The organism is Ferrimonas sp. YFM, assembly GCF_030296015.1.
Taxonomy (GTDB): domain Bacteria; phylum Pseudomonadota; class Gammaproteobacteria; order Enterobacterales; family Shewanellaceae; genus Ferrimonas.
Map to the genome: position 1 here is coordinate 1,805,978 of NZ_AP027368.1, position 25,907 is coordinate 1,831,884.

A 25,907-nucleotide genomic window follows, 5' to 3' on the forward strand; every position below is an offset into this window, starting at 1 on the left:
CTAACGCCACATTCCGGTCATTAGTCTCCCCCCGGAAACGGGTCAACTTCGGTCCGCCCTTTAAGGGCTTTATTAAGTTACTAATATTCTAAGCAATATACTCCTGATTCACTAGCCCACTTTTTGATTTCAGCTATGATGCTATCGTCTTGAATGTAAAAAACATTCGTGTAATCCCAACTCTCAAAATAGACAGCATTAAATTCAGGTATAACCACTTTGCAGAATTTCTCTGATGAATCATTATCCCCTGCTGGCTGCAAGTAATCGAACATAGCTTCTTGAGAATTAAACTTCCTAAAACACGGGTAGCACCTTTCCCACTTGCCTTTGAATTTAAAGTTAAGCACTTCCGTCTTTGAGGCCATGATTTTCGCGAAATTGTGTAAAGATTTATTTCTCCGCAAATGCTCTTCTTTTGAAGGAGAGTCATTTTGAAACTCTTCACGAGTGAGCCAGTGATCAAAAACCGATATTGCCACTTTTTTATAGTGAGATGAATCTTCGATGCAGTAAATTTTAAATAATTCAGGAAATTTGGAGGTAAGCTCCTTTTGCCTATCTTTGCTTAGATTTATAAATTTACGCATATACTATCCTAGTAATTTAACAGCTATTTTTATGCGGCAAATCGCCGCCTTTCACTCGGAACACTCTTGCCGCATATCTGAAAGCCATAGCCGTGAATTGGTGAGAGCACTTTAGAAATGTATCAGTAGATTCGGTCATGCTCAACGCCCTTAGGTGGTTGTTCATCAGCACAAAAGGCGGATCTGATCGGCAAAAAAGGCGGCAAAACCTTGTGTGGTAGAATTCACTGACCGGTACTGGCGCCGAAACGAGCACAGCGCTGCAGGCACGCTTAGCGGACTTGGCCTCAGGGACTCCTGCCGCCACAAAGGGGTCATTCAGAGTTGAGAGGTAACGCCTTGCTAAGGTGCGGCTAACACCACGAAACCCCAGCAAAGCCACCGTAAACACTAAAACCAATCGAACTAAAAATGCCAAAGGTTAGCAGTCACTCTTAAGCAATCTGTTAGGCAAAATATTTAACACCGTACTTTTCACTGTTTTTTTGCATGCTTTCAAGCGTTGAAATCTCTGAGTAATACTTATGTCCATTGCCCATTTCAATTTCCTGACAAATAATCAAACGTTCGTATGGCTCACCACTTGGTTCTGAAAAATGACAAAAAACATGTGGAAAATAGTCATATTCGTCGCCATCGAAATTAATTGTGACTATGTTAGAGAATGGTATTTCTCCTATAAGGAAAACCCTCTCGTCACCCTTTTCACCTTTTGAGTGGTCACGGAATCTATAAGTCCCATCCTCACAAAGAGAAATTGCACCGGCTCTTAAAAAGACTTGAACCCCTTTGTGGTACAGTTGGGCTAGCTCTACTTTAAACCAAGGTGAAGTCCCCTCATCTTCGCCCACTTCGGGATAAGATTCGATACGATCAACATCTCGAATAATCACCCTACGTCGCAACCCTTCATTATTTATGTTTTGTATGTAATCACCCAGTTTCTTTCTGAACTCTTCTTGATGCTTTATCTTTTCAACATTACTTCCAAAACTTGGCTTTGTGATCTTGCGTTGTTTTGCAAAAGGCTTAATAGCCTGAACAAGCGCTGCAACAAGATCCCGTTTAACTTGAGATTTTTCGGATATATTGTCAGAGTTTAGGTTATATGTGATAGGCCAACGCTTATGCGCCAAATCAAATGGGATATTGCCCTCAGGCTGACCGAAAGCAGTATTCATAATATTAATAACTCTAACGCTACCAAGTGCATGCATGGCATAACCTAATTCAATTAATACGTTGGGATTTGAAAGGGCTCTTTTACGCTCAGAATGACAAACGAAAGTAATGTCTGCCAGAAACACTTCGCAATTTTCAATTTTGCTAAGAATCGTAGACGCTATATCTGGAGAACCAGTAACTCCCTTAGTATCATGATCTTCTCGAAGTGGTTCGTTTAATTCAAGTTCACGGTTAATTTGTTTAACAGCAGCCTTAAGACAATCAAGCTGAAAATGACGATTGAACTTTGCTTCTGTATCACTTTGCCATGAATAAAAAATTTTCATACTACTTTTCGTTATCCTATTTTGCCTTACAGTGTATTAGTGCGAATTCGAACTAAGCCCGAAATCCACCCCTTAGCAATTGATTTACCCTACTCTATTTTCTCACATACAAACAATAGGTTAGCAAAGAGTTGCCGATATTTTCAACTGGCAATTAGTGTGGAAAGTGCGCATGAATACAAAGTGGGGTCTACATAAACACAGTTAGCTAGGAATTTTTCTTCCTTAATCATATTGATACCAGGTGGCTGTAGGTAAAAGTGAGAATTTTTACCGGTAAAAGTGCGCATTCGTAGTTACTGACGTTTTGGGTATGGAGCCAACGACCGGTACTGGCGCCGGACTGAGCGTTCGCTGAACGCCTCAACCAACGGACAGTACCATCACCAGGTGACGGGCTACGAGCGCCACGAAGCGGTCGTTCGCGACTAAATCCGATCCGCCCTAACTCCTATGGTCGATTCAGGCTGGTATCTTGAAATCCGCTAGGACTTTGCTGAAGTCTCTCACCCGAGTTGCCCTTTCCATCTCTCGGGTTTTTTCTTTGCTGTTTAGCGCTATCCCTTTGGTACTGCCTATTGTCTGCCTGTTGTAACCATCTGCTCTTGGGAGTGTCGATCTGTAGAACTGGCCCAGTTCCTTGTCTTCTGTCTCTTCGATACGACCAACAACCTCCATGATTATAGAATGAACATTTTCACCGAAGGCCAGCGCTTCTTTTACGGTAGGGATGTAGCCTTTATGGATAACCTTATTCCGAAAAGAGGCCTTCTGGTTATTAAGTAATGCCGGTGGCTCGCCGTACTTCGTAAAATATCCGTTGATATAGGCCCCAAGCTGTCGCTCAGACTGGTTCGCCATTGATTTCCAAACGGCTTCAAAGTGCGATGCTTCGAGGCCCTGGCAATAATGTGTGAATCTAATAAAAAACTCGTAGAATCGCTCTAGTGAGGAGGCAAACGAGGAAACTGCCTCGCGCGGGTATCCATCTCGAATGGCATACATAGCGATGTCGAAAAGAACCTCAAATTTCGCAGAGCTAACCACTACTGCGCTCTCATGGCCTTGGCTGCAAGTTACGGGATGGATTCCGTTATCGCGTATGAGCACTGTCTCTTCCGCCATAACTACTGGTTGTCCATTGCTTTGAGTTAAGGCATCTCTGAGACATTGATTGCAATGTACTCGAACTTTCATGTTGCTCCCAAGCCGACTAAGTACGTCGGCGATGACAAATCCGAAAATTGTAAATCGATTACCAAGGCTTCCGATGAGTGGATAGCTTAAGGCTGCCAACGCTCTTTCTCAACACAAACACAAGTAAGTTACCGACGGGTGGCTCTTAAGGGTAGTAGAGCACTTAAAACTCCGGATGACCATAACTGGAGCCACATCTCATTAAAGTTGAGCTTGCTGTTCATCGACTACTCAATGGCTCCTGTCACTCCTAGCTCTACGATAGGGTGTTGCGCTCACCGATTGAATCCACACCAAATAGCTGTCATTCAGGGGCTTGAGGTGTAACGCCCGCGTATTGGGCGCGAGCTTGCGAGCGTCCTAATTGACGCGTTTGTTATCTGATACACAAGCCAACTCCATCTACGTCGATATATGTTAAAAAATCATCTGCATCGTAGCCTGAGCGAAGGTCATTTATCTCCTCCCATATACCTTCGACTATCGACTTATGAAGCAATAGGTACAACGAGCCCGTCGGAAATAGAAAGGGAATGCGATAGGCTACAAAGCTTTGCGGAAAGTCTTCAACCTGATTGGAAGGTTGCAAACCTAACTGCTCTACAGAGTCTAGAATTGAGCGATAGTAAATCGCTATTAATTTTCGATTGATATCTTCAGAGTATTCAATGTCATCACCTACCGGATCGTGAAACTTAACAGTTGGGGACTCATATAAGTTGTAAGCAACGCTAGCCACCGAAAAATGGACTGGTATTGGTCCTTGTCTTGACTGCGATTTATGGTCAAGCATCTTGTTAGCTGACACCGATGAAACCTTATAGCCCTTTGCTTCAACGGCAAATTGTTTTGTCCTCGTGTCACAGTATAGATCTGGTCTCTTACCCTTTATAGGATGACCATGTTGAACCATAGCATCCTCATAATTATGAGTGTATTTCGCACCATAGATTTTTTTTGCTAGAAAATCTGCAAGCCCTTTTCCAATTCTATTGGATATCTGACCAAGTTCAGTCGGGTCATGAAAAATGACATCTGGCACCGAAAAATAGTCAGCGCCATACCTCCAGTATTGAACGAACTCAAGCATAAACCCGGAGAACCTAAACAAATTGTATAGGGACCGATTAACTCCCATACCTGCAAAAGCTAAGTGCTTCGTAAACTGAAGATACGACAAATCAAATTCTAGATCTGTAAAATTTCCTTTGTCATCTAAATGCTGAACCTTTAGCTTCATGGTGTTCCTTTCAGATAGCAGCTGCTTTTATGCGGCAAGTCGCCGCCTTTCACTCTGGACACCCTTGCCGCATATCTACACACAGCAGAAGTAAACCAACGAGAGAATTTTTCCAATATATCAGTAGATTACCGCAAGCTCAACGCCCTTAGATGCTTACACTTCAGCACGAAAGGTGGCTCTGTTCTGCAAAAAGGCGGCAACGTCGCGCATGGTAGAGTCCAATGACCGCTACTGGCGCCAAAGCGGGCATTCGACCTGCATGTTTTGGTGACCTAAGTCCTCTTTGGCAAAGCGCTTGAAGTAAAAAACTCCCCAGTGGCGAACACTGGGGAGGTGGAGAGGGGACGATCAACTAAGCCGCCGTCGGCTAGTGATGATTGAAGCGCTCAAACCCCGAGCTGTAGACTCGCCTGCCATCTTCATCCAGGAGCCAGACGCCCTCCAGGTAATTGAGCTTTTCGGCCAGGGCCTTTGCCCGGTCCAGCGGCATCAGGAACAGGGTGGTGGAGAGCACATCGGCATAGATGTGGTTGTTTGAGAGCACCACAGAGGTGGCCACGCCGCCCTGTTTGGGATAGAGGGTGGTGGGGTCGATGATGTGGTGGTACTCCTTGCCACCCACTTCAAAGTATTTGAGGTAGTTGCCGCTGGTGACCACGGTAAGGTTTTCGCCGGTTACCACCTCGGTGTAGCGCCTTTCCACCTGGTCACAGCCGGGAAGTTGGAAGTCGTGTTTGCGGCACACCGGGTCCTCGATGGCGGTGACGAAGGGTCGACCCTCTGGGTGACGGCCGTAGTGACGGATGTTGCCGCCGGCGTTGATCACCACAGCGCGCATCCCCTGTGCTTTGAGGTGGTCCAGCACCTTTTCCACCATCCAGCCTTTGGCGATTCCGCCGAGATCCAGGCTCATCCCCTCGGTCATGGTGACGCTGTGGTCAGCGGGGTCCAGCTGGATGTTGGCGATGCGGGTGTGTTCGGCGGCGGCGCGCAGTTCGGCATCGGTGGGCAGGCTGCACTCCCTCTCGTTGCTGGCACCGGTCGTGCAGCGAAAGCGGTGCTGTCGCCACAACTGCACCACGGGGCCGATGGCGATGTTGAAGTAGCCTTCGGAGAGGCGGTGCCACTCCACTCCGGTCTGAATCAGCTCGAACAGCTCGGGGTCGATCCTATGGGTGGCAGTGGGATCCAGGTTGATGGATTTGATGTTCACCAGGCCCGGATAGGTGTCGTAGTCCGAAGCCAGTTGGTGGTAGTGCTCGATGAGTTTGAGCGACTGGCACAGGGCGGTTTTCGCATCTTCGCCGCCATCATCCAGGATCTCGATGCTGATGGAGGTGCCGAAGTAGTCCAGGGTGTAGAGCACGCTGCGGTTCGGTTCAGACTGGATCAGCCCATGTTGCTGGCAAAAGCCATTGCTGGGGTCGGCATCCGATGCGTCGGCCCAGACGAAGGGAGCCAGCAGCAGGTGGGCAAAGATAAACAGCTGGGCGAGGCGGTCGATAGGGGAGTACATGGTGAGCCTCTCTGGAGAAAGAGCAGCCGAAGCCCGTGCAGGGCTTCGGCTATGGGGTTAGTTGTGGGTGCGCACCACCTGGTCAGCACGCATCTCCTTGTAGAGAAGGTCGGCCTGCTTCAGGTAAGTGTCCCAGGAAGCGGAACGCTTGGTGAAGCCGGTCTGGGCGTAGCTGCCGGTGTCGCCAGTGGCGGGCAGGTCGTTGATGTCGAAGATGGAGCCACCGTTTTTCACATGCTCATTCAGGGCATCAAACATGACGTTGAAGCCGATGCGGGCGGGCTCGACGTAGTACACCGAGTCGTACTTGGACTGGCGGTAGTGCTTCTTCAGCGAAGCGTCGCGGATCTCCTGCTTGGAATCGGCGAAGATCTCGTCGTAGTACACGTTGACAATCTCTTTGCTGTTGGTGTCCACCACGAAGCGCAGCAGTGAGGTAACGCCGGTCCAGCGGCCCTTGGCGTCGATCAGGCGCTCGGCGTTCTGGTACATCTTCAGCTGGGTGCCTTCGCCCTGGATGCGGTCATGGATCTTGGCGGTCAGGGGAACCATCGACTGCTGGATGGAGTTAGAGGCGCCGGCCACGATATCCAGTCCCTGGTACTTGAGACGGTTGGGCTGCTTCAGCTTGTTGGCCAGCTTGGGATCGTAATCCGGGTTGGGCTCGAAGGTCAGTTTGTCCTTCTCCACCATCAGTTTTTCCATGGTCAGGGCGGATTGCACCCAGGCGGTGCCCTTCTTCTTGCCCATGGAGAAGTTGTACTCGGACATCCGCTTGGGTACGTCCTGGTAGATGCGGGTGTAGTAGTTGGGACGGCCACTCTCGTTGAACTCCGCCAGGATGACGTCGCTGGTGTTGGCGCTGTCCAGCACGATGATCATGCTGCCCATGTGCCCCTGACGGAAGCGGGCTTCCTCGTAGTAGTAGTCGCCCTTGAGCAGGCCCAGCTTGGGCTGAATGGACCACTTCAGTTTAAAGTCCTCGCCCTTGTCCTCGGTGGAGCCCACGGGTTGGTATTCAGGCGCTGACCCGTCGGTGCGCGGCAGGCTGTTGATCGCCTGCAGGATGCCGTTGGAGGAGAAGGTGGAGCCGGAGACGGCATCGATGCCTTCGTGGCCATTGTTGCTGACAATCTTGGGGAACAGGCGCTCGGCGTTGAGGTAGAGGGACTCGGTTTCCTTGTGGGACTGGGTGGTGATCTGCTGAATCTTGCCCTGTTCAACCTGCACCTGCAGGGTGATGTTGCTCTTCTTTCCCTTACCGGAAACCTCGTGGGTGCCGTCTACGTATTTGCCCTGGGGCGCCTGGCTGGCGCAGCCTGAAAAGGCCAGGGCAACCAGGGTTGCGGCGGGTAGTGCGTAGCGGCGTGTCTTGTTATGTGCTGCCATCGATGGCTCCTAACTCGTTTGTAACTCGTTGACCGGGTCGGAGTTGACCTTTGACTAGCAGACTAATTAAACGCCGTGAGGGGCAATATAGTGGTTTTCCGTAGCGCGGGAAGAAGGGTGACCGGCTTCACACTGGGTTGAGTGGCCTGGAGTTTGGTCGTAAATCAGTTCTGGCAGAGATGGGGCAGGGGCTGCCATTGGGGCGCCCGCTCTATGGGGTGTTGCCCCAGGAACTCGCTGAGCAGTTGGAAGAGCGGCGGGTAGGCCAGGTTCAGGGCGATGGGGTCGGTGAAGAACGCCTCCACACAGACCGCAAAGAACTCCGCTTCGTTCTCGGCGCCATAGGGGTCTATCCACAGTCGGTCCCAGGCCAGGTTCGCCTGGGCCGAACCCTCGGGCAGAGACTCGGCAATTTCAACCTGACGGCAGTGATTAACAAAGGCTGCGCGGAATGCTTTTAGCCACCGCTTTTGCAGGGCCGTAGGCAGAGCTGGCAGGCCGTCGGCGATGCCACCGTTGGCCATATCCAGCTTGTGGGCCAGTTCGTGGATCACCAGGTTAAACCCGCTCCACTGCCTGCTGTAGCCCAGCTCTGACAGGGACAGGATCACCGGCCCCTGTTCCCACGCCTCGCCCGACAGCTCCTCCACGCTCTGATGTTCGACGCCGTTGTCGTCCAGGTAGTGGCGATCGCTGACAAACTCCTCAGGATAGATCAGCAGCTCATGGAACACTCCATAGGCCTCCAGCCCCAGATTGAGCACGGGCAGGGCGGCCATCAGGGCGATGTCGATGCAGTGATCATCGGTGAGCTTGGCCCCCATCACCGGGGTAAAGCGTTTGTCGTGAAGAAAGCACCAGCCCAGCTCCATCAGGCGGGTCTGCTCGCCTGCGGTGAGACCATGGAGAATGGCCAGGGCATCCAGGTTCTGCTGCCAGCGGGCCCGGCGCTCAGGGTCGAATCGAGCCAGCAGTCTCTGCCGCCGCCAGTTGGAGAAAAAGTCAAACATGGCCATAGCTTAGCTGCAGAAGCCAGGGAAGGGAATGGTTGGGAAAATGACATTAAAAAAAGGCGACCCGAAGGCCGCCTTTGCGTGTGGGGGATTACTTGTTCTGCCAGTGCAGCATCTGGGCCCAGGCCAGGTAGGGGCGGTACCAGGTGACCTGACCATACTGACGCAGCACGTGCTTGTTGATCTCGGTAACACGGGCGTCCCAAGGGGCCAGCTCAGACCAGTCGTAACCGGTGGCGATCTGGTCCCAACGCTTGCTGATGCCGCCGCCGGCGACGTCGTAATGCAGCATGCCAGGCGCCATGAACACCTTGTCGGTCAGGGTCTTGGTCAGACACTTCAGGTCGCTGTCATCGGAGGCATAGCCTTCGTTGTAGGCGGTCACCATGAAGCCTACGTCCAGGTGGGCGTGGTTTACGTCTTCCAGCTTGTTGTCACCGCTGCTGTTGAAGGCGTAATCCCAGGTGCAGGTGCCATCACTGTTGTAGCGCATATGGTCTTTGAAGAAGCCGTGGATCTCCCGGACCCGCTGCTCCATCACTGGCTCGCCGCCATCCAGCCACTTGTTCACGTAGATCATGGCGATGCCCATGGTCATGTCGTGGTTGTAGGGCATGGGGTTGGAGAACAGCCCAGAGTCGCCATAGTCACTGTTTTTGTAGTTAACGTAGAAGTAGGACCCCTGAATCGCACTGTTTTTGGTGGTGCTGTAGGAGGAGTCGTGGCTGCGGATGATCCGCGCCGCTTCCGCCAGGTACTGGTCCGCCTTGGCGGTGTACTGGGTCTTGTTCTCAGACTTGATGTAGTCCGCAACCCGGGTGATGGCATTCAGGATCTGGCCATCACTCAGTACCTCAATACGCCAGCCGTTGTAGGGGCGACGCCATCCTGGAGCAGGTTTGCCAGGGTTGTTGAGGAAGTACTTGGGAGCCAGGTCGTAGGGCTGGCTACCCAGGTTCAGCTCGCCACGGGCAACGCGCTTCTCGTCGGTGTAGTTGAACATGTGGTCAATCAGTTCAACGGCGTAGTCCAGGTACTTGTCGTCGTTGAAGGTCTTGGCCATGGTCAGGTAGGAACGCAGCCAGTAGTGGCCTTCCCAGGCAAACTTCTTCTGATCGTTACCATTGGTGGTGTTCAGCAGGGGACGGCCATTGCCATACACCTTGTTGAACTGAGCGTCCCACTCTGCCTGTGTGGCCAGCAGAGGACGGGGAGCAACCACGTTCTGGCTGATGGTCAGGAAGTCGCCGGAGCCGACACCGGACAGATAGCTGGCGTCGGTGCTGTTGCTCTTGGTTTCGATCACGCCCTGACTGGCGTTGAAGGTGTAGCCGCGAACGTTGTCGTCGTTGCTGTAGTCAATCAGAGCCAGAGCCTGCAGGGCACCGGTGCTGTAGTTGCTGCCGTTACGGAAAGCGGCATCGTAAGTGGCGTTGGTGGACACCGCACCGTTGTTGGTGGAGACCGTGGTTTGGCCGTCGGAGGCGGTCAAACGTCCGGACTTGACGTTGATCTCCACGTAACGGGTCTGGTCGAAGGCGAACTGACCCTCGATGCGCACGGTGGAGCTGCCAAACTTGGCTTCCACACTGTCGTGGCTGAAGGCCAGGTAGTTGCCATTGCCACTCACCAGATAGGTCAGAGCCGCGGCGTTGCTGTCCAGCTGATCCAGCCAGCCAACCACTCGGTACTCACCGCCAGGCTGCCAGGTTTGCAGGTCCAGGTAGGCACCGTTGCCGTTGAACTGCACTGCCTTGGCGTCGGCAGGCAACAGCAGGTCAGCATCTGGGTTGGTCACCGGAGGATCGGTGGGATCCGTCGGTTCGGTGGGATCCGTCGGCTCGGTTGGATCCGTCGGCTCGGTCGGGTCCGTTGGTTCGGTTGGGTCAGTCGGATCGGTAGGATCCGTTGGCTCAGTCGGTTCCGTAAGCTCGTTGCTGTCACCGGCAGGGTAGAGCGCATCCCACTGAGTCTGGTCAAAGTGAGTGGGCTCAGGATTGGATACAGTCAGGTTGCCCTGGAAGTAATCAGAGCTGCTGGTGTTGTGCACAGTACCGTTGTTGCCGCCCAGCTCCACCATGCCTTGCTCGGCATCGAAGGCGTAGGTGCGAGAATTGGCGGGATCGGCGTAATCGATCAGGCTGATGGCCTGCAGAGCACCCTTGGAGTAGGTGCCGTTGCGGCGGTAGAGCCAGTCGAAGGAGACCGCGGTTGGATCAAAAGCCGTGCTGCTGGCAGAGGCGGTGGTGACACCGTCGCTGGCGGTCAGCTTACCGTAGTCGATGGTCACATCGATGTAGCGCTGACCGGCGAAGTCAAACTTGCCCCAGATTCCGGGGAAGTCACTGCCGTACTTCACCTGCACATCTTTGTGGGTGAAGCCGATGAACTCTGAAGTGCCGGAGTTGCTCAGCAGGTAGGTGCGGGCGCCGCTGTCGCTGTCCAGCTCGGTCAGCCAGGCCACAACCCGGAATTTACCCTTGGGCTGCCAGGAAGCGATCTCACCGAAGTTGTTGACGCCGTCGAAGCGTACCGCCTGACCTGTGGTTGCAGGAGGCGTGGGCTCAACGGGGTCGGTGGGCTCAACCGGATCAGTCGGTTCAACCGGATCAGTGGGTTCAACCGGGTCGGTCGGCTCAACGGGATCCGTAGGTTCTACCGGATCAGTGGTGTCAGAACCACCGAATACGGCTTGCCACTCGGCGTCGCTGAACACACTGGTGTCGGGGTTGGTTACCTGGTGAGTACCCACGGAGTAGTCACCGGTCTGTACGCCGGCGAGGGTGTTTACCCCACTGCTGCCGCCAACCTCTGCCAGACCCTGGCCATTCTCAAAGCCATAGGCACGGGAGTTTTGCGGGTTGACCAGGTCCATCAGGATGATCGCCTGAACGCCAGCCAGGGAGAAGTCTTTGCTGCCACGACGCATCAGCCAGTTGTAGCTGACGCTGGTGGGATCGATGGCGCTGTTGCTGATGCTGTGTGTCACCTGGCCGTCGGTGGCGGTCAGTTTGCCGAAATCGACGGTCAGATCCAGGTACTTGGTGGCGTTGAAGCTGAATTTGTTCCAGATACCGGGATACTGGCCGTTCCACTGCCCCTGAACACTGCCGTGGTTCAGGCCGATGAACTCCTTGGACTTGGAGTCACTGATCAGGACGGTGCGCTGGTCGGCAACGGGGTCCAGTTCGCTCAGGTAGGCGATGACACGGAACTTACCGGTGGGCTGCCAGGTGGCGATCTCACCGTAGGCGTTGTCACCGTTAAAGCGGGCAGCGGCAGACTCGCCGGAAGGAGCGGGCTCTACAGGGTCGGTGGGCTCAACAGGATCGGTCGGCTCCACGGGATCAGTGGGCTCAACGGGATCGGTTGGCTCCACGGGATCAGTGGGCTCAACGGGATCGGTTGGCTCCACGGGGTCAACACCGCCGTTGCCAAATGCGGCATTCCATTGGCCATCGTCAAAATGGTCAGGGGCGGGATTGCTGATGGTGTGAGGGCCGGTGCGCCAGTCGCTTGTGCCAATGTTCACCAGAGGATCAAAAGACGCGCTGCCGCCTACCTCGACCAGGCCTTTGCCTTGTTGAAAGGCGTAGGCTCGGGAGTTGGCAGCATTGCCAAGATCGATCAGGGCCAGGCCCTGAATCGCACCTTGGGAAAAATCGCTGTAACCGCGGCGATAAAGCCAGTCAAACGCGACGGCGTCAGGCTGGATGCTCTTATTGCGCACGCTTCTGGTGGTGCTGCCGTCAGACGCGGTCAGCTTGCCGTAGTCCACCTGGATCTCCAGGTAGCGAGAAGTGGCAAAGTCCAGCTTGTTCCAAACGCCTGGATAGTCGCTGCCCCACTTACCCTGCACGCTGCTGTGGGTAAATGACAGGAAATCGGTGGTTGAGGAGGAACTCAGAAGAATCGTCCTGTTACTGGACGTTGGGTGTAGTTCGGCCAGCCAGGCGACAACCTTGTAGGGGCCGCTGGGTTGCCAGGCATCAATCTGGGAATACGCGTCATTGCCATTAAAATGAACGGCGTTGGAAGCGTTTACGGTCGTAGGAAAAAAAATAGATAGAAAGAAAACAAAAACAAGGGCATGCGATAGCGCACCACCTTGTCCAAGTGGTCTCCCCCAAAAAAACTGCCGAGCCATAATGACAAGCCTCAATTTAGCTGGGCAGACAAAATGGCGACGTCAGTGAGGGACTGCGACTACAAGACACAACCTCCATTTTTATAAGGAGTTGTGTGTCCACAGTACACCATCGACATGAGGTAATCCCGCTATCATGGACCGAAGTCTTTAGACCGGAGATATTGCGTCCTCAGCTTTCGCTGAGTTTGCCTTTGTCTGCTGTCGTGGTTACAACTGCCGGGCGCAACATGGATGTAACATTCCTTATGGGTTGCAAACGGCGCGTATGCCCGAAGGCGAAGGTAGAATGCCTAATCGATGATCGGAAAACAACCTAATGTTTGGATTATTGGGTTAAAAATGGCGCAAAGTGATGTTTATATGACCTTAAAACAGACACTTCCATGAGTGGTAAAAATTTTGTTATTTACTATGCGCAAAAGGTTCTTTGTCAGTAGGGAAAATTTATTTTAGGTGGCGCTTGTGTGTGGAGTGAGTCCCAAATGTGAGCCCTCTGTGAACGAAGGCCGTGCCGGACGAGCGATTTTCTCCGCAAGGTGGAGGGACCCGCACACCCTGCCTAAACTTAGAGCTGTTAAAAGAAACAGGGAGTTGACTTCGTGGGCGAGACAAAGGTGCTAGTCAACGATGGTGAGCAAAAGAGCGAAACGGTTCCCTTTCTGGTGCCGCCTGACGAGCTTGTCGACAGTTTGAGGGCCTGTCCGGAAGGGACGCCGCTTTTTATTGATGTCGACGATACCCTGTGGCTCAGTAACTCTACCGAGCAGTTCATTGCCTCGGTGCAGCCCTCTTTGTTGGTGGCTCTGTTTCTGCAATTGATGGATTTGCTGCAACCCTGGCGCTGGTTCAGCGGCGCCGAGCACCGTCACTACCGGGATCTGTATCGGGTCAAGGCGTTGCTCATGTTGTTTCCCTGGTCCAGAAAAATGTGGGCCAGCCGAGTCAGGCAGTTGGGGCCCGAATATCTCAATCACAAACTGATGGCGCCGCTGCAGCGCCACAAGGGGCCCATCTATCTGGTGAGTTATGGCTTTGACTTTATACTCAAACCCCTGCTGGATGCCGCGAAGGTTCCCTGGCCCTTGCTGGTGAGTTCAACCCTGCACAACGCCGTCTATTTTCGTCAACAGGGCAAGGCGCAGTGGGTCAGACAGTCTCTGGGTGAGGAGGCGTTTGAGGGGGCCTGGAGTGTCACTGACAGCATGCTGGACAGGGATCTTCTCGAAGCCAGCACCAGGGGCCTTCTGTGTCGCTGGCCCGATAGCAGGCCGGTGAGGGCGGGTATCGACCCCATGCTGCCTTTTGTTTACACCAAGAAGGTGAAGCGCCCCACCGAAAGTTACTTTACCCGGGCGGTCATCGGTCATGACTACCTGACCATGGTGTTGGTGTTTGGTTTATCCAGTCCTGAGCCGCTGCTCGCCTGTGCCAGTCTGTTCCTGTTTCTGCTCTCCTATTTCAGTGCCTACGAGATTGGCTATGCGGAAAACGACAGATTGGGTTTGCTGTATGAGGCCAAGCCCAAGGTCAGTGAGGCGTTTCTGAGGCTGGGCAGTGCCTTTCGCCCCTGGTTTGCCTGGATGAGTGCCATGATTCTGGCACTTCCCGCTGCCTGGCTGGCGAAAGAGTTAAGCTGGGTACCTCAGGTGTCGGGTCTGCAAGGTATGGAAGCTGCGCTCGCCGTCTGGGCCAGCTTCATGGTGTTGCTTTTGGGGGTCAGAGCCACCTTCTATTGGTTCAACCGGATCAGGGAGAGGGGGCGTTCGGTGCCGATGCTGTTGCTGCAACTGGCCAGGACGGCGGGGTATTTCGTCGTGTTCAGCTCCTCCCTGGTTGGGGCACTCTTCTGCTTTACCCACGGCCTGTCCAAGTGGATTCCCTATGTCACCTACCGGTTTGGCGGTGAACGTAAAGGGATGCCGCTGCACCTGTTCAATGGGTTGATGCTGTTTTTGGTGCTGGCGATCTGCTGGGCTGCCGGTGCGGTGACCTGGGCGCAGTTGTCCCAGTGGCACACCCTGGTCATTCTGCTCTATGTTGTCGCCAGGGCGGCCAAGGATGTGTGGGGGTTCCGACAGGCGATGGCGCCTCTTAAACCTGCAGGCAGGGAAGCGTCTGGGGTGCTATCGTCCGGCATCAAGGAGGACGAGCGAGCCTGATAGTGAGCCCGGGCAAGTGGTGCTCTCTGGGCAACTTGGGTCAGGTTGGCAGTTTGGTCAATGGCAGCAGCTGAAAGTCGCGATTGTAGCCATCAATGTGCTGCTTCCTGCTGAACTTCTCGGCCAACAACTCCTGATGGGCCAGCAGCCAGTCACGGTAATCCCGCTGGTTTAGCAGCAGCTGCTCCATCGCATCGGCCACCGAGTCATCGCTGTAGGGGTCGGCGACCACCCGGGCGGGCACATCGTCAAGAAAGCCATCTATGCCGGTCTCTTCGGAGTGCAGTATGGGAACGCCACTGAGCAGGGCTTCGACGTACACCATACCAAAAGTTTCATCGACGCTGGGCAGCACCATGCCGCCATACTGAGGCAGGGCAGACAGCAGACTGATGTTGTCCATCTCCCCCTTGAGGATCACCCTGTCTTCCATGCCAGCGGCTTCGATCATCTGCTTGGCCTCGTTGAAGGCTTGTTCGGTCCCGCCTCCGATGATCTCCAGTACCAGGTCGGGATAACGGGGTGCCAGTCGGGCCACCACTCTAACCAGGCGGGCCAGCCCCTTCTTCTTGAGCACGTTGAGATCCATGATGGAGGCCAGCCTGTTGGCCTGAAAATCCGGGGTGGTGTTCCAGTGGCGCTCGGCGACGAAGTTGGGCAGGAGTTTTTGCTTCTCCGGTGGAAGGTCAAACCTGGCGTTGAGCAGGGGTTTGAACCAGGCGGACACATAGTAGATTCGCGAGGCGTCTTTCAGCTGGCGTTTGAAAAACAGGTCATAGTGAGGCTTATACTTCAGTATCTTGGCCTCTGCTTCTCCCCTTACCGACAGCGCCAGGGGGATGTTTAGCCAGCGCGCCAGCCACCAGCCCGCGATCCCTTCGAAGGCAAATTTGTGGGCATGGACCAGGTCGTAGCTGAGCCCCTCCTGGCGCAAGATGCGGCGGATGCGCCAGGCAAGCAGGGTCATGCTGAAGAACAGCAACAGGCCGTAGGGCAACCCCCAGTACTTCATTGAGGTGACATGTGGGTCTCCCTGGTCGTCTCCTTCAAGGGCGTTGACGGCGAAGGGGTTGGCGGTGCGTCTCAGGGCGAAGACCCGATAGTCCACCTGTGGGTTGGCGCGAATGAAGTGCCTGACCGCCGGTGTGTTGGTGTCCCGGTTCAGGGAGGGGTACTCCACCGCCAGATGAAGCACTCTCTTGCGTCGATCACCCCCTTGGGGGGCGGGTGTGCCAGTCATGACTGATCCCCCCAGGCGTTAAACAGGAAGCTCAGGTTGCCCAGCAGATAGCGGCGCCACATGCGTCCGGGCTCCTGCAGTAAACGGTAGACCCATTCGGCTCTGAGGGTACGGATCCAGTTCGGCGCCCGGTGGACCTTGCCGGCGGTAAAGTCGAACAGAGCCCCCACGCCGATGGCCAGGGACGCGCCCGTCTGGGGGAGGTATTGTTCTATCCAGCGCTCCTGCCTGGGGTTGCCCATGGCCACGATCACCAGGTCGGCCTCACTGCGCCTTATGGTGTCACAAATCCCGGGCTGGGCCTCTTCAGGTGCAAAGCCATGGTGATAGCCCACCCAGTGGTGCTGGGGATAGCGGTCACGCCAGATGGAGAAACAGCGCGACACACTGGCCTCATCGGCACCGAGGAGGAAGACCTTCAGTTGATGGCGACTCTGGGCCAGGTACCTGGGGGTGAAGTCGGTGCCGTTGAGGTTCTCATTGAAGCCGCGACCATACTTCCAGCGACTGGCGATCTCCACGCCCACGCCATCGTTGACCACCAGAAAACGGTTCAACAGGGATTGATACTCGGGATCCCGCCGTGCCAGGTTGATGGTGTGGGCATTGGCGTAGGCCATCTTCAGCGGGGCGTGGTGTTCGACGGCGTTATCCAGCAACTGAATCACCTCTTCGCCGCAGCGGGCATCCATCTGCACCCCCTGAATGACTCTGGGTGATTCGAGCTCCTCTCGGTAGGCACGAATAAACTGGCGGGTGACGCCAGGCCAGGCGTAGCGCTCCGCAGCCTGAATCGCCTGGGTGCGCCGGCTGGTGTAGTCCTCCCGGCACTCCTCCATATAGCGGTGGATAGCCATCGCCGCTTCGCCGGGATCGTCAAAGTCCACCACCCGTCCCACCTGGGCTCTGTCTATGATGCGGCGAAAGCTGGGAATGGGGGAGGCCAGGGGAATGAGGCCCGCAGACATACCCTCCACCAGGGTGAGGCCGAATCCCTCATACTCCGAGGCGCTGACGATAAAGCTGGAATCGCAGACGTGTCGGCGGATCTGTTCATCGGTAAGATCCGTTTCTATGGTCACGTTGTGCTCCAGAGACAGCTGGGTGATCAACTGACTGAGGCGCTCAAGGTTGTTGTCCCAGTCTCGTCCGACAATTCGCAGCCTGGCCTGGGGCTGGAGTTTGCGCATCTGCTCCATGGCAAACAGCAGTTTGTCGATGCGCTTGTTGTCGGAAAAGCGTCCCAGGCACAACAGCTGGGGGCGCAGATCATGGCTGCCCAGGTCGGCAAATTTGCCAATCTCCACACCGTTTTCCACCAGTTCCAGTCGGTCCTGGGTCAGAGGCTGAAACAGCTCGGCATCGTTGATGCTGCAGGCAAACACCCGGCTGTAGGCGGTCAGGGTACGCTTGGTGACCGTATGAAAGTACGCTTGCTTAAAGGCCCGGGCGTAGTTGGTGTGGAAGAAGCCGCCGTGCGTGGAGAGAAACATCGGTTTCTTGTGGCGCCGGCGAGTCAGAGCCAGATAATCGGCAAAGAAATCGACGCCGTGCACGTGAATCAGGTCGAAGCTTGGCAGATGTTTCAACACAGAGGGGGCAAAGGGGTACTTGTAACTGCCCCGGTAGGGGATGCGGATGACCGGAATCCCCTCCACCAGTTCCTGGTCCGGCAGGGGTTCATCCTGTTGATGAAACACCCGGTCTAACGTCAGCACCCGGGCGTCCAGCCCCTGGCGGCGCTGTTCGGTGACCAGACATTTGACGAAGTTCTCCAGGCCGCCAATGGCGGGGGCGAACTGGCGGACGACGTGGAGTATGCGCATCCTGGCTCCTACTTGTAGATCTGGACCGGAGGGGTGTTAAAGAAGAATCGCACCTTGCCCCAGTTGGCGCGCATCTTCATCAGGTAACGAAAACTGCGTTTGCTGCTCAAGGGGCCGCAGGCCAGGGCCAGGGCGCCTGCAACACCGGCCTGCGCCGCGGCCCGGCTGCAGTGCCAGACGCGGGCGGGCAGGGGCAGGGCGGAGAAGAAGATCACCGCGTAGGTTTCACCGATGCGGGTCGCCTTCCTCATCAGGTAGTCCTTATTGAGCCGGTTCTCTTCGACGGTTTCCGACACCAGGGCTTCCCGGCAACTGACAATGCGGGCCCCCCTTCGGTGCATGCGGTTAAAGAACTCGGTGTCGCCGCCACCGGTGATGCCAAAGCGGGGATCGAAAGGGGTTTCCGGGTGCGGCAGCACCTTGCGGCTGACCAGGGCGTTGCAGGTGGAGCCGACGCTCATTTCGGTCCCCGTAGGCGGGGTGTATTTTCTGAAGAAGTCGCCCTCGAGAATCCATTTGGGGGTTTGAGGGGGGTAATCGATGTGCACCGCCCCCAGCACCACGTCGGCGTTGTGGTCCCGTGCGCATTGGAGCAGGGAGGCCAGCCAGTTGGGCTCGGCAATCTCATCGTCATCGATGAAAGCCAGCCAATCGCCTTTGGCGTTTTTCACCGTGGTATTTCTGGCACAACAGATGTTCTTCTCCGGCTGAATCTCATAATGGACCCGGAAGGTGGTGCTGCGACGAAATGCATCCACCACCGCCTTGCCGGACCCGTCGGCATCGTTATCGGCGACAGAGATCTCCATGGCCACACCCGGCGGCAGTTTCTGCTCCTGGAGGCTGCTTAACGTCTCCATCAACTGGGGGCGTTTGTAGGTGCACAAGCAGACACTGATGGTCTCTGTCATCGGGTTCTCTCCTTGTCCATATAGAGCCGGGCTACAAGAGCCAGCATTAGAAGCTGTATCACCCAAAGGGAGTGGCTTCCCCTGAGAAGGCTGCTTTCGGTAATGTTATGCAGCAGGGTTAATAGTAGTAGGATCCAGCTGAGGATGAAGAGTCCCGGGTGCTGATCTTTTATGGCACCGGACTGGCGAGCAAACTGAACGATTACCAATAGATAGACCGACAAACCTACGACGCCCAGCTTGGCCATCAGGTCCAGGTAGCCGTTGTGTCCCTGGTTGAGCAGGGTCAGGAACCCTCGGCCGTGGACGATGTTGGGTGAGCTCAGCCCTATGCCCCAGAATGAGCCATAGCCGTGCCCCAGCAACCAGCGTTTATCGATCTGCTCCAGCAGGAATGCCCAGATATAGTCCCGCCCGGTGAACCCGGTGTCGGACATGAACAGTGCCAGGAACTGCTTGATGTGCCAGTCGTTCCAGGCCAGGAGCACGAACACGGTGAGCACACTCAGGGTGCTGATCACCAACATCAGCAGTCCCAGGTTGAGCTTGAAGGTGCGGGCCAGGGACTGAGCGCCGAACACCATGCCCGGAACCAGGAAAAACAGGCCAATGGAGGTCTTGGAGACAGACAGCAGCAGTAAACCAAACCAGAGCAGCAGGTAGAGGTTGTTGTAGAAGCGGCTGATGCTCTCCTTATTGAAAAAACGCACGGCGATGCCAATAAACAGCGCCTTGAGTGCGACTGCCCCCATGACGTTTTTATGGCCGTGAATGCCGTAGAAGTAGCCCTCGATGTCGAAGCTGCCTAGGCCGACGGCCACCAGGTTCAGGCCCAGGGCCAGAGTGCCCATGCGATAGACAACCAGGGGCAGCAGATAGGGACTCCTGAGATAGCTGACACCGACAAAAATGGTGGTCATCACGAAGATCAGCAGCACAGTGCGGCGAAAGGCGATGCCGGGAGCCAGGGCCCAGAGCACGCTGAACATCGCCAGAGCGGCGATGACAACCAGGGGCCACTGAGAATAGAGCATCCGTTGGAAACGCTGTGGCTGACGGGCGATGACGTAGACGGAAACGCCCATCAGGGCGATCCAGAACAGCTGATTGAACCGGTTTCCCGTCGACGTGCTGGCCGAGTGTGCCCCCACCTCAAGGTCTTCGAGCTCCACCGCCGCAGTCAGTTGGGGGGTGAGCACATCGAAGGAGAGGGCGGTCACCAGGGCGATGATCATCACCGCCAGGAGGTTATTCTGGGTGAAGACCCGGCTGTCCCGACCCACAAACCAGCTTATCAGCCCTCTAGTTATCATTGGTCACTCCTTGGGCGATGGGCTGTTGTGCCGGCCTTTGCAGCAGCCTTAGAACATAGCCAAAGGCCACCGCCTCACCGATGTTCACCGACACCACCACCCAGGCACCGCCGCCGGTCAGCCCGATCAATGCCAATGAAGAGAGCGCAAACAGGGCGCCCCAGAGCGTCGCCTTAGCCAGGGGTTTAAACCGGTTCTGGGCCTGAATGGCGGCACTGCCGGTGGCGCGCAGATGGAACAGCAGGGTGACGATGGCCCATTGCATGGTGACCCAGCCAACATTCTGGTAGTCGTCAGAGAACAGGTGAGCCTCCAGCAGTGGCCAAAACAGGAACAGCGCCAGGCTGAACAGCAGGTTGAACAGCAAAAAACCAATCAGTCCCTGACGCACCAGCTTCTGAAAGGCATCCTGCTTGCCTTCCGCATTCAGCCGGGCCAGGGTGGGCTTGGCGACCCGGGTCCAGGCGGAGGTGATGATGTTCAGCGGGCCGAAAAACACCCGGCCCGCCTGGATAAAACCCACCATGGTGGAGCCAAACAGCAACCCCACCACGAAGATGTAACCGCGGTTTTGAATCTCAGTGGTGGTCACCCCCACCAGTGACCAGCGTGACTGTTGCCAGACGGGCGCATAGTGAGAAGCCAGTTGCCGCCAGTTCATGGGTTGAAGCAGGGGCACCTCTTTGACGAGCATGTAGCCCAGGCTCAGCAACTGGCTGATGCAGAGTAGCCACAGCAGCTGATCGAGAGACACATTGGCCCAGCCCAGTTGCCACCAGAGCAGGCCTGCGCCCAGGGTAAAGAGACTGACAAAGGCCAGGTCGGCCCAAAGGACCGGCATCAGCTCCAGCTCGGCGGACCAGCGACAGCGGAAGTACTCCCGCAAGAGCCGGATCACAAAGAACAGGGTGACCAGGGCGGAGGAGGCGTAGGGCTGGCTCAGTCCAGGCACCATCTGCAACAGGGTACACAACACCGCCAGGGCGATGAGGAAGAGGATGTTACTCCAGGAGAGGGTGCGCCGCAGTGGATCAGGGTTTTCTCTGGCCGGAATCAAGACCGAGTAGGGGGTGTTGATCAGGGCATTCTGAAAGCTGATAAACACAAAACTCAGGGTAAACAGAATGGAGTAGACGCCAAACAGAGCCGGAGTCCAGAACTTAATCAGAGCCAGGTTGAGTCCGAAATTGAAGGCGCTCAACAACCCTTGGTCTATGGCCGACACCACCACCTTGGTTTTCACCCTGCCTCCAGTTGCATTCCCACCCGTCCTAATCAGCCTGTGCAAGCGTCTGATTTTCAGCTTAGACCCAGATTCAATTTCCTGCGCTCTTTCTGCTACTTGCCGGGCGCCTTGGCGAACCACTGCTATCCTTTAGCCCATGGAGCTACGGCGCCTGTATGTGTTGGCGCACAAATCAGCAATGGAGCAGGCACTATGGCGACTCTTCTTCCCGTGGTACTGGCCGGTGGCGCCGGGACCCGACTCTGGCCCCTTTCCCGGACTCTGTTTCCCAAACAATTTCTTCCTCTGGCCGGCGAGCACTCTATGTTGCAGGAGACCTTGTTGCGGCTCTCCGACGTAAAAGTGTCGCCGCCGACGGTGATCTGCAACGAGGAGCACAGGTTTATCGTTGCCGAGCAGCTGAGAGGCATCGACCTTCTGGGCCGGATACTGCTGGAGCCTGTGGGACGAAATACAGCCCCGGCCCTGACCCTGGCGGCCCTGGTCCATCAACAGGAGGACCCCTTGTTGCTGGTGCTGGCGGCGGATCACGTCATCAAGGATCAGGAGGCATTCACCGAAGCGGTGGAGGCGGCCATTCCCCTGGCGGAGGAGGGCAATCTGGTGACCTTCGGCGTGGTGCCGGACTCCCCGCACACCGGCTATGGCTACATTCGGCGGGGAGACGCCCGAGGTCAGGGATTCGCCGTCAGCGAATTTGTGGAAAAGCCGGATACCGCCCGGGCCGAGGCCTACCTGAAAAGCGGTGAATACTTCTGGAACAGCGGCATGTTCCTGTTTCGGGCCAGTCGCTTCCTGAAGGAGCTGGGGCGTCACCGGCCGGCCATTCTCGACGCCTGTCGTCAGGCCACTCAGGAGCTGAGCCAGGATCTGGATTTCATCCGGGTGGCGTCGGAACCCTTCGAGGCCTGCCCGGACGACTCCATCGATTATGCGGTGATGGAGCACACCGAGGACGCAGTAATGGTGCCACTGGATGCGGGGTGGAACGATGTGGGGGCCTGGTCGGCCATCTGGGATGTGCGCCCGCACGATGAGCAGGGCAACTCCCTGAGAGGGGATGTGTTGACCCACGATTGCGAGAACTGCCTGATTCAGGGCCAGGATCGCCTGGTGGCGGCGGTTGGCATCGAGGATCTGGTGGTGGTGGATACCCAGGATGTGGTGTTGGTGGCCCATCGTGACCGGGCCCAGGAGGTCAAACACCTGGTGGAGGAGCTCAAGGCTCGGGAGCGCCAGGAGGTGGTTTGCCATCGCAAGGTGTTCCGCCCCTGGGGCAACTACGACTCCATCGATCATGGTCAGCGCTACCAGGTGAAGCACATCACGGTGAAGCCGGGGGCCAAGCTGAGCGTGCAGATGCATCACCACAGGGCGGAGCACTGGGTGGTGGTCAGAGGCACCGCCAAGGTGACCAACGGTGAGCGCACCTTCCTGGTGACCGAGAACGAGTCGACCTACATCCCCGTTGGGGTGGTCCATGCCCTGGAGAATCCGGGCAAGGTGCCCCTGGAGTTGATTGAGGTCCAGTCGGGGGCGTACCTGGGCGAAGACGACATAGTGAGATTTGAGGACAACTACGGACGGACCTGACTTATGGACAAGTTAACCTGCTTTAAAGCCTACGACATCCGCGGCCGGCTGGGCGAGGAGCTCAATGAAACCATCGCCTGGCGCATCGGCCGGGCCTTTGCCCGCTATCTGAACGCCCAGACCGTGGTGGTGGGCGCCGACATGCGTCTGAGCAGCGACGGTCTGAAGCAGGCACTGGCCAGGGGACTGATGGAGGAGGGGTGTGACGTGGTGGACATCGGCATGGTGGGCACCGAAGAGGTGTACTTTGCCACCCGATACCTGGAGGCCGATGGCGGCATCGAGGTGACCGCGTCCCACAACCCCATGGACTACAACGGCATGAAGCTGGTGCGGGAGCTGAGCAAGCCCATCTCCGGTGATACCGGCCTCAATGAAGTGAGGCGACTGGCGGAAACCGGTGACTTTCCCGAGGTCGAGCCGGCGCGCATGGGGCGCCTGAGGCACTGCAACCCCCTGGATGAGTACGTCGATCACCTGCTCAGCTACATCGACATCACCACCCTTGAGCCCATGACCCTGGTGATGAATGCGGGCAATGGCGCGGCCGGTCATGTGGTGGACGCCATCGAAGAGGTGTTTGAGCGGGGAGGGATTCCGGTGACCTTCGTCAAGGTGCATCACGACCCCGATGGCCACTTCCCCAATGGCATCCCGAACCCGCTGTTGCCGGAAAACCGTGCCGCCACCAGCGAGGCGGTGCTCAAGCATGGTGCACAGATGGGCATCGCCTGGGACGGCGATTTCGACCGCTGCTTCCTGTTCGATGAGCAGGGACGTTTCATCGAGGGTTATTACATCGTTGGCCTCCTGGCCCAGGCCTTCCTGTCTCACCACCCCGGTGCCCGCATCATTCACGATCCCAGACTCATCTGGAATACCCAGCAGGTTGTCCAGCAAAGTGGCGGAACGCCGGTGCAGACCAAGACAGGGCACGCCTTTATCAAGGAGCGGATGCGGGCCGAGGATGCGGTCTATGGCGGAGAGATGAGCGCCCATCATTACTTCCGTGATTTTGGTTACTGCGACAGCGGCATGATCCCCTGGTTGTTGGTGTGTGAGCTGATGAGCCGCAGCGGTCAGGGGCTGTCTGAGATGGTGGATGAGCAGATCCGCGCCTATCCCTCATCCGGAGAGATCAACTTTAAGCTGGCCTCTCCGGCCCGGTCCATCAACCGGGTGGTGCAGTTCTACCGGGAGGGGGCCCAGGAGCTGGATGAAACCGATGGCATCAGCATGAGCTTCCAGCTGCCGGAGGGGGAGTGGCGATTCAACCTGCGCAGCTCCAACACCGAGCCCGTGGTCAGGCTGAATGTGGAGTCTCGGGGCAATGCCGAGCTGATGAGGCGCAAGACAAAAGAGATTTCAGCCCTGCTGAACGACAGGTCCTGAAGCCCCCAATTGTTGGGCCTGGGGTCGGCTTCGCCGGATATAAGGCTTGAGATGGACCTGTAATCTCTTGGTTTCTACTGAAAATATTCGTCTACGCTTTAAAGGGTAACAAGAGTCGTACCTCAAGGATGAGCTGAAGCGATGGGCGTCTAGCCTGCGGGATAACTTTGAAGCGGAATTCGGGGATATGCATTCAGCATCACCGCAACACAAGAGTCTTAGCTTTTCTCGCTTCCACGGGTTCGCCGTGCTCTTTCGGCTGGTCGATATCGGCATAGTGCCTTTCTCCCTGCTTCTGGCTCAGCAGCTCGTGGGCCGTCAGCTCAGCGATCCTTTGATGACCTCCATCCTGGCCATCCTTGGATTTTCCTTCTTTGCGGAGTCGCTGGCTCTTTATCGCTCTTGGCGGTCCACCCGGCTTATTGAGCTGTTGATGACCAACTGGTCGGCCTGGTTGCTGGCGGGGCTATTTGTTCTCGGGTGCTGTTATCTGATGCCCGCCAGGCTGTCCATGGACCTTCCCATTCTGATGGCCTGGGCAGTGATAGGGATGCTGGTGTTTGGCGCGTTCCGAATTTTGTGCCGCCAGATGATCTTCTCCCTGAGACGGCGCGGCTTCAATACCCAGACCGCGGCCATCATCGGGCTGACCCGCTCCGGCATGGCCATGGCCAAAAGCCTGGAGGACAACCCTCAGCTGGGGATCCGGATGATCGGCTTTTTCGATGACCGGGACCCGGAACGCATCGATGGTCAGGAGGAGAGCGAGCGGCCCCCCATACTGCTAGGCAATGTGGATCAGGCGATAAAACTGGCGCGCAGCAATGCGGTGGACGTGCTCTATATCGCCATGCCCATGAGGGCGGAGGAGAGGATCACCGAGATCCTGATGATGTGTGGCGACAGCACCGCGGCGGTGCACATTATCCCGGATTTCTTCGTGTACAACTTGCTCCATGCCCGCTGGTATGAGGTGGGGGATGTGCAGTCCCTGAGCGTGTATGACTCGCCCCTGGACGATCTGGCCAGCTGGGTGAAGCGGGTGGAGGACATCATTCTCTCCACGGTGATCCTGGCCATAGTGGCCCTGCCGATGGTGCTCATCGCCGCCGCCATCAAGCTGACGTCGCCAGGGCCTGTGCTGTTTAAGCAGCACAGGTATGGCCTGGATGGTCGCAAGATCAGGGTGTGGAAGTTTCGCTCCATGACCACCATGGACAATGGCGCCGAGGTGAAGCAGGCCACCAAGAACGATCCCAGGGTTACGCGGTTGGGGGGCTTTCTCCGGCGCACCTCTCTGGATGAACTGCCCCAGTTCTTCAATGTACTCAGCGGGCAGATGTCGGTGGTGGGCCCCAGGCCTCATGCCGTGGCCCATAATGAGCAGTACCGGGCCCTGATCAATGGCTACATGCTGCGCCATCACATGAAGCCGGGGATCACCGGCTGGGCCCAGGTCAATGGCTGGCGCGGGGAAACGGACACACTGGAAAAGATGCAGAAAAGGCTGGAGTTCGATCTGGCCTACATACGCGATTGGTCGGTCTGGCTGGACATCAAGATAGTCATACGGACCGTGTTTCAGGGTTTTACCGGCTCTAATGCTTACTAAGGAAAG

General features: G+C 56.2%; 17 protein-coding genes and 1 riboswitch. Of the genes, 4 read left to right on the forward strand and 13 right to left on the reverse strand.

Annotated features, from left to right (window positions below; all coding sequences use genetic code 11):
• Positions 1-80: 80 nt before the first annotated feature.
• From QUE41_RS08505 to QUE41_RS08540, 8 genes are all read right to left on the reverse strand, one after another.
• Positions 81-590: a hypothetical protein gene (locus QUE41_RS08505; RefSeq protein WP_286342445.1), complete on the reverse strand. Its 510-nt coding sequence runs from the start codon at positions 588-590 to the stop codon at positions 81-83.
• Positions 591-1,036: 446 nt separating this feature from the next.
• Positions 1,037-2,101, reverse strand: a complete 1,065-nt coding sequence (locus QUE41_RS08510) for a hypothetical protein (RefSeq protein ID WP_286342446.1) — start codon at positions 2,099-2,101, stop codon at positions 1,037-1,039.
• A gap of 462 nt (positions 2,102-2,563) precedes the next feature.
• Positions 2,564-3,226 carry a hypothetical protein gene (locus QUE41_RS08515; protein ID WP_286342447.1) on the reverse strand — a complete coding sequence of 221 codons (663 nt, stop codon included), beginning with the start codon at positions 3,224-3,226 and terminating at the stop codon, positions 2,564-2,566.
• A 448-nt stretch (positions 3,227-3,674) separates the two neighbouring features.
• The gene (locus QUE41_RS08520) at positions 3,675-4,538 is read right to left on the reverse strand and encodes a hypothetical protein (protein ID WP_286342448.1); all 864 of its coding nucleotides are present in this window, start codon (positions 4,536-4,538) and stop codon (positions 3,675-3,677) included.
• Positions 4,539-4,908: 370 nt separating this feature from the next.
• Positions 4,909-6,057 carry an FAD:protein FMN transferase gene (locus QUE41_RS08525; protein WP_286342449.1) on the reverse strand — a complete coding sequence of 383 codons (1,149 nt, stop codon included), beginning with the start codon at positions 6,055-6,057 and terminating at the stop codon, positions 4,909-4,911.
• Between the two features lie 57 nt (positions 6,058-6,114).
• Positions 6,115-7,446: an FMN-binding protein gene (locus QUE41_RS08530; protein WP_286342450.1), complete on the reverse strand. Its 1,332-nt coding sequence runs from the start codon at positions 7,444-7,446 to the stop codon at positions 6,115-6,117.
• 164 nt (positions 7,447-7,610) lie between these two features.
• Complete coding sequence (locus tag QUE41_RS08535; protein ID WP_286342451.1) at positions 7,611-8,462, reverse strand: M90 family metallopeptidase; 852 nt, start codon at positions 8,460-8,462, stop codon at positions 7,611-7,613.
• A gap of 88 nt (positions 8,463-8,550) precedes the next feature.
• On the reverse strand, positions 8,551-12,318 hold the full coding sequence (locus QUE41_RS08540; protein WP_286342452.1) for a hypothetical protein: 3,768 nt from the start codon (positions 12,316-12,318) through the stop codon (positions 8,551-8,553).
• A gap of 406 nt (positions 12,319-12,724) precedes the next feature.
• A riboswitch (cyclic di-GMP riboswitch) is annotated at positions 12,725-12,809 on the reverse strand.
• 399 nt (positions 12,810-13,208) lie between these two features.
• Between QUE41_RS08540 and QUE41_RS08545 the strand changes: the two genes are divergently transcribed.
• A complete protein-coding gene (locus QUE41_RS08545; protein WP_286342453.1) occupies positions 13,209-14,768 on the forward strand; it encodes an HAD family hydrolase in 1,560 nt (519 codons plus the stop codon).
• A 40-nt stretch (positions 14,769-14,808) separates the two neighbouring features.
• Here the strand turns inward: QUE41_RS08545 and QUE41_RS08550 are convergent, their stop codons facing one another.
• From QUE41_RS08550 to QUE41_RS08570, 5 genes are read right to left on the reverse strand one after another with little or no spacing between them, the layout of a single operon-like run.
• Positions 14,809-16,008 carry a glycosyltransferase gene (locus tag QUE41_RS08550; protein ID WP_286342454.1) on the reverse strand — a complete coding sequence of 400 codons (1,200 nt, stop codon included), beginning with the start codon at positions 16,006-16,008 and terminating at the stop codon, positions 14,809-14,811.
• Entirely contained in the window at positions 16,005-17,834 is a 1,830-nt protein-coding gene (locus QUE41_RS08555; protein WP_286342455.1) for a WecB/TagA/CpsF family glycosyltransferase, read from the reverse strand. Before QUE41_RS08555 ends, QUE41_RS08550 begins: the two co-directional genes overlap by 4 nt.
• Before the next feature lie 8 nt (positions 17,835-17,842).
• Positions 17,843-18,745: a glycosyltransferase family 2 protein gene (locus tag QUE41_RS08560; protein ID WP_286342456.1), complete on the reverse strand. Its 903-nt coding sequence runs from the start codon at positions 18,743-18,745 to the stop codon at positions 17,843-17,845.
• A complete protein-coding gene (locus QUE41_RS08565; protein ID WP_286342457.1) occupies positions 18,742-20,058 on the reverse strand; it encodes an O-antigen ligase family protein in 1,317 nt (438 codons plus the stop codon). The genes QUE41_RS08560 and QUE41_RS08565 overlap by 4 nt, the downstream gene beginning before the upstream one ends.
• On the reverse strand, positions 20,048-21,301 hold the full coding sequence (locus tag QUE41_RS08570; RefSeq protein WP_286342458.1) for a lipopolysaccharide biosynthesis protein: 1,254 nt from the start codon (positions 21,299-21,301) through the stop codon (positions 20,048-20,050). The genes QUE41_RS08565 and QUE41_RS08570 overlap by 11 nt, the downstream gene beginning before the upstream one ends.
• 195 nt (positions 21,302-21,496) lie before the next feature.
• On the opposite strand from QUE41_RS08570, the gene QUE41_RS08575 reads away from it, so the two are divergent.
• The 3 genes from QUE41_RS08575 (at position 21,497) to QUE41_RS08585 (ending at position 25,901) form a co-directional block, all read left to right on the forward strand.
• The gene (locus QUE41_RS08575) at positions 21,497-22,897 is read left to right on the forward strand and encodes a mannose-1-phosphate guanylyltransferase/mannose-6-phosphate isomerase (RefSeq protein WP_286342459.1); all 1,401 of its coding nucleotides are present in this window, start codon (positions 21,497-21,499) and stop codon (positions 22,895-22,897) included.
• Positions 22,898-22,900: 3 nt separating this feature from the next.
• The gene (locus tag QUE41_RS08580; RefSeq protein ID WP_286342460.1) at positions 22,901-24,289 is read left to right on the forward strand and encodes a phosphohexomutase domain-containing protein; all 1,389 of its coding nucleotides are present in this window, start codon (positions 22,901-22,903) and stop codon (positions 24,287-24,289) included.
• Positions 24,290-24,536: 247 nt separating this feature from the next.
• Complete coding sequence (locus tag QUE41_RS08585; RefSeq protein ID WP_286342461.1) at positions 24,537-25,901, forward strand: undecaprenyl-phosphate glucose phosphotransferase; 1,365 nt, start codon at positions 24,537-24,539, stop codon at positions 25,899-25,901.
• The last annotated feature ends 6 nt before the right edge of the window (positions 25,902-25,907 follow it).

Excerpts from the sequence above, each read along its gene's own strand:
- QUE41_RS08550 (WP_286342454.1), bottom strand. The coding sequence starts at position 16,008 with ATGACTGGCACACCCGCCCCCCAAGGGGGTGATCGACGCAAGAGAGTG.
- QUE41_RS08505 (WP_286342445.1), bottom strand. The coding sequence starts at position 590 with ATGCGTAAATTTATAAATCTAAGCAAAGATAGGCAAAAGGAGCTTACC.
- QUE41_RS08525 (WP_286342449.1), bottom strand. The coding sequence starts at position 6,057 with ATGTACTCCCCTATCGACCGCCTCGCCCAGCTGTTTATCTTTGCCCAC.
- QUE41_RS08555 (WP_286342455.1), bottom strand. The coding sequence starts at position 17,834 with ATGCGCATACTCCACGTCGTCCGCCAGTTCGCCCCCGCCATTGGCGGC.
- QUE41_RS08565 (WP_286342457.1), bottom strand. The coding sequence starts at position 20,058 with ATGATAACTAGAGGGCTGATAAGCTGGTTTGTGGGTCGGGACAGCCGG.
- QUE41_RS08520 (WP_286342448.1), bottom strand. The coding sequence starts at position 4,538 with ATGAAGCTAAAGGTTCAGCATTTAGATGACAAAGGAAATTTTACAGAT.
- QUE41_RS08515 (WP_286342447.1), bottom strand. The coding sequence starts at position 3,226 with ATGGCGGAAGAGACAGTGCTCATACGCGATAACGGAATCCATCCCGTA.
- QUE41_RS08510 (WP_286342446.1), bottom strand. The coding sequence starts at position 2,101 with ATGAAAATTTTTTATTCATGGCAAAGTGATACAGAAGCAAAGTTCAAT.
- QUE41_RS08535 (WP_286342451.1), bottom strand. The coding sequence starts at position 8,462 with ATGGCCATGTTTGACTTTTTCTCCAACTGGCGGCGGCAGAGACTGCTG.
- QUE41_RS08560 (WP_286342456.1), bottom strand. The coding sequence starts at position 18,745 with ATGACAGAGACCATCAGTGTCTGCTTGTGCACCTACAAACGCCCCCAG.
- QUE41_RS08530 (WP_286342450.1), bottom strand. The coding sequence starts at position 7,446 with ATGGCAGCACATAACAAGACACGCCGCTACGCACTACCCGCCGCAACC.
- QUE41_RS08575 (WP_286342459.1), top strand. The coding sequence starts at position 21,497 with ATGGCGACTCTTCTTCCCGTGGTACTGGCCGGTGGCGCCGGGACCCGA.
- QUE41_RS08580 (WP_286342460.1), top strand. The coding sequence starts at position 22,901 with ATGGACAAGTTAACCTGCTTTAAAGCCTACGACATCCGCGGCCGGCTG.